The 6,317-nt window shown below is 73.4% G+C and carries 6 protein-coding genes; 5 read left to right on the top strand and 1 reads right to left on the bottom strand.

Annotated elements, in window-relative coordinates; all coding sequences use genetic code 11:
- Positions 1 to 533: 533 nt before the first annotated feature.
- Positions 534 to 1,256, bottom strand: coding sequence for a helix-turn-helix domain-containing protein (locus ACFVS9_RS17000; protein WP_383116454.1), 723 nt, complete (start codon positions 1,254 to 1,256; stop codon positions 534 to 536).
- A 216-nt stretch (positions 1,257 to 1,472) separates the two neighbouring features.
- Between ACFVS9_RS17000 and ACFVS9_RS16995 the strand changes: the two genes are divergently transcribed.
- The 5 genes from ACFVS9_RS16995 to ACFVS9_RS16975 are packed head-to-tail and all read left to right on the top strand — an operon-like array spanning position 1,473 to position 6,279.
- Entirely contained in the window at positions 1,473 to 2,270 is a 798-nt protein-coding gene (locus ACFVS9_RS16995; protein WP_383116453.1) for an ABC transporter ATP-binding protein, read from the top strand.
- Entirely contained in the window at positions 2,258 to 3,043 is a 786-nt protein-coding gene (locus tag ACFVS9_RS16990; protein WP_389933040.1) for an ABC transporter ATP-binding protein, read from the top strand. Before ACFVS9_RS16995 ends, ACFVS9_RS16990 begins: the two co-directional genes overlap by 13 nt.
- Positions 3,040 to 3,930: a branched-chain amino acid ABC transporter permease gene (locus tag ACFVS9_RS16985; protein ID WP_383116451.1), complete on the top strand. Its 891-nt coding sequence runs from the start codon at positions 3,040 to 3,042 to the stop codon at positions 3,928 to 3,930. The genes ACFVS9_RS16990 and ACFVS9_RS16985 overlap by 4 nt, the downstream gene beginning before the upstream one ends.
- Positions 3,923 to 5,023 carry a branched-chain amino acid ABC transporter permease gene (locus ACFVS9_RS16980; protein ID WP_389933037.1) on the top strand — a complete coding sequence of 367 codons (1,101 nt, stop codon included), beginning with the start codon at positions 3,923 to 3,925 and terminating at the stop codon, positions 5,021 to 5,023. Before ACFVS9_RS16985 ends, ACFVS9_RS16980 begins: the two co-directional genes overlap by 8 nt.
- On the top strand, positions 5,020 to 6,279 hold the full coding sequence (locus ACFVS9_RS16975; RefSeq protein WP_389933034.1) for an ABC transporter substrate-binding protein: 1,260 nt from the start codon (positions 5,020 to 5,022) through the stop codon (positions 6,277 to 6,279). Before ACFVS9_RS16980 ends, ACFVS9_RS16975 begins: the two co-directional genes overlap by 4 nt.
- The last annotated feature ends 38 nt before the right edge of the window (positions 6,280 to 6,317 follow it).

Here is a 6,317-nt window from a genome sequence, read left to right as displayed (position 1 = left end):
TGCTTTTTTTTTTTAAATCCCCCGCGGTGGGCCCGGCGGGCCCCGCCCCCCCCCCCCCCACACCGGGCCCTCCCCCCCGGGGGGGGGGGGGCCCCCCCGGGCCCCCCCCCCACGGCCGGGCGCGCCGGACTCCCTCCCCGAGGGGTACGGACCCCGACCGCGGCGCGTACGCCCGCCGGTTCGCGGTGCGCCCGCCCCACCGCCGGACCCGACCCGCGACGTACGTCGGCCGCTTCTCCGTCGGGCCCGACCCGTGGCGCACGTCGGCACACACAGCGGCCGCGACTCCATCGGACCCGACCCGTGGCACACGTCGGCCGCTTCTCCGCCGGGCCCGACTCCGCGACGTACGTCGGCCGCTCCTCCGTCGGACCCGGCCCGTGGCGCACACCGGGCCGTCAGCCGCCGAGGGGCCCATCTCCGCGACGTACGTCGGCCGCTCCTCCGTCGGACCCCGCCCGTGACCCACACCGGGCCGTCGGCCGCCGAGGGGCCCGGCTCCGCGACGTGCGTCGGACCCCTCGCCGCACCCCTCAGGGGTGCGGGGCCGTCAGCCTGAACGCGTCCAGCGCCAGTACCATCTCGATCAGTTCACGGGGCCGTGACAGCGACCGCGACGTCAGCCGCTCCAGCCGCCGCAGGCGGTTGAGCACCGTGTTGCGGTGGCAGTACAGCCGCCCCGCCGCCTTCCCCGCCGATCCCCCGCACTCCAGCCACGCCTCCAGCGTCCGTACCAGCAGCGCCCGGTCCGCCGGGTCCAGCGACAGCAGCGGGCCGAAGACGTCCGCGAGCAGCCGGGCGGACAGCTCCGGCTGACCGACCACCAGCGCCGTCGGCAACCGGTCCTCCAGCCGTACGATCTCCGTGGTGCCCGGCGGGCAGGTCAGCAGCGCCACCTCGGCCAGCCGGCGCGCGGCCCCCAGCCCCGCCAGGCCGTCGGCCACCGGGCCGATCCCCCCGGGGCCCGGGAACCACCGCCCCAGCAGTGCGGCGAGGGCCGCCGGATCCCGGTCACCCAGGGCGACGACGACGATCTCGCGGCCCGCCCGTCCGCGCCGGACGAACCGCAGCCCGTCCTCCTCCCTCACCACGCCCGGCCGCCCGCCCCGCACCTGGCGGAGCACCGCCACCGCGTAGCGCCCCCGCTCCGGAAGGTCCAGGGCACCCGCCGCGCGCGCCGCGAGGCCCGGCTCCGAGCGGCCCTCCAGCAGGGCGTCGAGCAGTGCCCGGCCCCGCTCGTCACCGCGCCGCCGCATGTCTTCGCTCCGTCCCGCAGCCGAGCCGCCCATGGGTGGTGAGGATGCCACCGGCCGCCCCGGGAGCGACGGCCCGTCACCTCCCTCTGTGCACGCGCACAACCGGGCCCTTCGAAGACTGGTCACCCGCAGCGATTGCGCCCGGGGCCGTGGACGCGCGCCGTGCCCGCTGCTGGTCTGTGGCACCACGACGACCAGTCGGAAGGAGGAGGACGCATGGCAACGCTCGAGATCCGCGGACTGTCCGTGGGCTACGGCCCTGTACGGGCACTGCGCGACGTCTCCGTCGACGTGCCGGCCGGCGCGATCACCGCCGTGCTCGGCGGCAACGGCGCCGGCAAGACCACGCTGCTGCGGGCCGTGTCGCGGACCCTCGGCTTCCACCGCGGCACGGGCACCGGCACCATCCGCTTCGACGGCCGCCCGCTGGACGGGCTCCGCCCCGCCCAGGTGGTGGCGGAGGGAGTGGTCCAGGTACCGGAAGGGCGACAGGTGTTCGCCCGGATGACGGTGGCGGACAATCTGCGGGCGGGCGCACTCGGGGCCCGCGGCGGCCGGAAGGCGGCAGCCGCCGCCCTGGACCGGGTGCACGAGCTGTTCCCCGTGCTCGCCCAACGCGCGCACCAGCGGGCCGGACTGCTGTCCGGCGGGGAGCAGCAGATGCTGGCGATGGGCCGGGCCCTGATGGCCGGACCCCGCCTGCTGCTGCTGGACGAGCCGTCCCTCGGCCTCGCCCCCCTGATGGCGGCCAGGATCGCCGAGACCGTCCAGGAGATCAACGCGGGCGGCACCTCCGTCATGCTCGTCGAGCAGAACGCGGCCATCGCGCTGCGGCTCGCCTCCACGGCGTACGTCCTGGACGTCGGCGAGGTCGCCCTCGAAGGCCCCGCCGCCGATCTGGCCGCGTCCGACGAGGTCCGCCGCCGCTACCTCGGCGTCGTCGACGAGACCGCCGCCGAGGACGCCGCGCAGGCGCGGCCCCTCACCCGCACCCTGGGCAGGTGGTCGGCGTGACGGCCGCACCCGCCCCCCTCGCCGTGCGCGACGTGACCGTGCGCTTCGCCGGGCTCACCGCACTCGACGCGGTGTCCTTCACCGTCGAGCCGGGCAGTGTGCACGCCGTCATCGGACCCAACGGCGCGGGCAAGTCCACCACCTTCAACGTGCTCTCCGGCGTCTACCGCGCCACCTCGGGCAGCGTGCGCCTCGGTGACACCGAACTCACCGGGCTCCCTCCGCACCGCATCGCCGGACTCGGCGTGGCCCGTACCTTCCAGAACCTGGCCCTGCCCCCGCACGCCACCGTCGCCGAGAGCCTCATGCTCGGCCGGCACCGGCTCACCCGCGCCGGCTTCGTGGCCTCCGGGCTCAGGCTCCCCTCCGCGACCCGCGAGGCCCGCGGGCATCTCGAACGGGTGCGGGAGATAGCCGAGTTCATCGGCCTGGACGGAGAGATCGACTTCCCCGCCGCCGCCCTCCCGTACGGCAAGCAGAAGCTCGTCGAACTCGGCCGCGCCCTGTGCATGGAGCCCGAGGTCCTGCTCCTGGACGAACCCATCGCGGGCATGACCGCCGACGAGCGCCGCCGGACCGCGGCCGTCGTCGCCGGTGTGCGCGACAGCCTCGGCATCTCGATCGTCATGGTCGAACACGACATGGGGGTGGTGATGCGGCTCGCGGACGCCGTGACCGTACTCGACTTCGGACGCAGGATCGCGGGTGGCACGCCCGCCGAGGTGCAGGACGACCCGGCCGTCGTGCAGGCCTACCTGGGGGCACAGGAATGACCACCTTCATCGAACTCCTCCTCGGCGGGCTGTCCATCGGGTCGGTCTACGCGCTGATCGCCCTGGGCTTCGTCGTCATCTTCAAGGCGACCGAGGTCGTCAACTTCGCCCACGCCTCACTGCTCCTGGCGGGCGGATACGTCACCGCGGTGCTCCACGACGACATCGGCTTCTGGCCGGCGCTCGGCGTCGGGATCGCGGGCGCGGCCGTCGTCGGCGCGGCGGTCGAGTTCCTCGTGATGCGCCGCTACCGGGGGAGCGACCAGAGCGTCCTGGCCATCGTCACCATCGGCGTCGACATCCTCCTCACCACCGAACTCACCCGCCGCATGGGGACGGACGTGATGTCGCTCGGCGACCCCTGGGGCGACGGCGTCGTCACCGTCGGGGGCGTCACCCTCGCCGAGACGCGCATCGCGGCGTTCCTCGTCGCGGGGCTGCTCATCACGGTGTTCCTGCTCGCCTTCCGCTTCACCTCCTGGGGCGTCTCCATGCGGGCCGCGGCCGAGAACCCGCAGACCGCCGCGCTGATGGGCATCCGGCTCGGCCGGGTCTCCCTCTCCGCCTGGGCGGTCGCCGGAGCACTCGCCGCCGTCGCCGCGCTCTTCCTGACCGTGTTCCCGACCCCGGGCCTGGAACGGGCCACCTCGCTCGCCGCGCTCAAGGCGTTCCCCGCCGCGATCCTCGGCGGCCTCGACTCCACGACCGGCGCACTCGTCGGAGGGCTCGTCGTCGGAGTCACCGAGTCACTCGCCACGGGCTACCAGAGCGACCTCTCCTTCCTCGGACGCGGCATCGGTGATCTCGCGCCGTACCTCGTGATGGTGGTCGTCCTGCTCGTCCGGCCGGCGGGCCTCTTCGGTACGAAGGAGCTGTCCCGTGTCTGAAGCCACCACCAAGGACGTCCCCGCCAGGGCGCCGGCCGACCGGCTGCCGCGCCGGCCCGCCCCCTACCTCTGGCTCGCCGGATCGGTCCTGCTCCTGCTGTTCCCGTTCTACCTGGACCGCTTCTGGCTCCAGGCCGGACTCTTCGCGATGGCCGCCGCGATCGGGGCGATCGGGCTCAACCTCCTCACCGGGTCCACCGGCCAGCTCTCCATGGGGCACGCCTTCTTCCTGGCGGTGGGCGCGTACGGCTACTGCGTCCTGGCGGGGGAGAGCAGTACGGAGAACGGCCACACCCTCACCGGCCTCGGCCTGCCCACCTGGCTCGCGGCCGTCCTCGCCGTACTCCTCGCGGGTGCCGCGGGCGGGCTCTTCAGCCCCATCGCGGGCCGGCTGAGCGGCGCCTACCTCGGCATCGCCACCCTCGCGCTGATCTTCATCGGCCAGCACCTCCTGTTCAACGCCGGTTCGCTGACCGGCGGTTTCAACGGCCGCCCGGTACCGCCCCTCTCCCTGTTCGGGTTCACCTTCGACGACGCCGAGGTCGTCGTCGCCGCGGTGCCCTTCCAGTCGTCCGAGAAGCTCTGGTACCTCGCGCTGGCGGCCCTCGCGGCCGGCGCGCTCTTCGCCCGCGGGGTGCTCCGAGGCAGGCCGGGCCGGGCGCTCAACGCCATCCGCGACCACCGGATCGCCGCCGGCGTGATGGGGGTGCCGGTGGCCAGGTACCGGGCCGGCGTCTTCGTCCTGTCCTCGATGTACGCGGGCCTCGCGGGCGTCCTGCTCGCGCTGGTCTTCCAGCGGACCGTGCCCGAGTACTTCGGCATGATCCTGTCCCTCGAATACCTCGCCATGATCGTCATCGGCGGGCTCGGCAGCGTCGCGGGAGCCGTCGTCGGCGCCGCGTTCGTGTCGCTCCTCCCGCAGCTGCTCACCCACTACAGCGACTCCCTGCCCCTGGTGTCCGCCCCCGGTACGGGCGGCATCGCACCGGGCGAGGCGTCCCGCTACCTGTACGGCGCCGCGGTCGTCCTGGTCGTCCTGTTCCTGCCCGGCGGCATCGCGCGTTCGAAGACTCCAGGGGAGAAGAAGAAATGAAGCCACGTGTTGTCGGAGCCGTTGTGGCGGCTCTCACCCTCAGCCTCACCCTCGCGGGCTGCAGCGGGAAGGCCAAGCCGTCGGACGACGGCGCGGCCGACCCGGGCGGGGTGAAGACCGGGCAGGGCGTCACCGGGTCGAAGATCACCCTCGGCGCCCTGACCGACATGACGGGGGTGTACGCCTCGCTCGGCAAGAGCGTCACCCAGGCCCAGCAGCTCTGGGTGAAGGAGACCAACGCCGCGGGCGGAATCTGCGACCGGCAGATCGAACTGACCGTCCGCGACCACGGGTACGACCCGCAGAAGGCCATCGGTGCCTACACCGAGCTCGAACCGGACGTCCTGGGCTTCACCCAGTTCATCGGCTCCCCGTTCGTGTCCGCCGTCGAGTCGCGCATCGACGGCCAGGACAAGGGCATCGTCCTGCCCCAGGCCTGGTCGGCCAACCTCGTCGGATCCCAGTACGTCCGCGTCATCGGCGCCACGTACGACGTCGAGACGATCAACCTGATCGACTTCCTCCTCGACGGGAAGCGCATCGCCAAGGGCGACAAGATCGGTCATGTCTACTTCGAGGGCGACTACGGCGAGAACGCCCTGGCCGGCTCCAGGCACGCGGCCCGGGAGGCGGGCCTCACCGTCGTCGAGCAGAAGATCAAGCCGACCGACAACGACATGACCGCCCAGGTCTCCGCGCTCAAGCAGGCCGGGGTGAAGGCCGTCGTCATCAGCGCGGGACCGCGCCAGGCGGCCTCCCTGGTCGGGGTCGCCGCGGCCACCGGCTTCGACGTCCCGGTCGTCGGCAACAACTCGGCGTACGCCCCCCAGCTGCTGGCCACCCAAGCCGGTGCCGCCCTGCAGAAGGACTACTACGTCGGTGCCTCGACCCTGCCCATCGGCGACGCGGGCGAGGGCCCGGCCAAGCTCGCCAAGGCGTACGCGGCCCAGTACCCCAAGGACGGCCTCGACAACGGCGTCATCGCCGGGTACAACGCGGCATCCGTCTTCGGCGAGGCGCTGAGGAAGGCCTGCGAGTCGAAGGACCTGACCCGCGAGGGCGTCGACAAGGCCCTGCTCACCATCAAGGACTTCGGCGCCGACTTCGGGATCTCGCACGACTTCACCGACCCGGCCGCGCCGTCCACCCGGCAGACCGTCGTCATGAAGCCGGACGCGAAGACCCCCGGCGGCCTCAAGGTGGTCCGCCCGGCCGAAGTGGCCCCGGCCGCCGAGTCCTTCTCGCCCCAGCCCTGACCTTCCCGCACGGCGACGGGCCCGGCCACCGGCCGGGC

The organism is Streptomyces sp. NPDC058008 (assembly GCF_042886395.1).
Lineage (GTDB): Bacteria > Actinomycetota > Actinomycetes > Streptomycetales > Streptomycetaceae > Streptomyces.
Note: the sequence above shows the minus strand (reverse complement) of the source record. Positions and strands in the feature narration are given on the sequence as shown.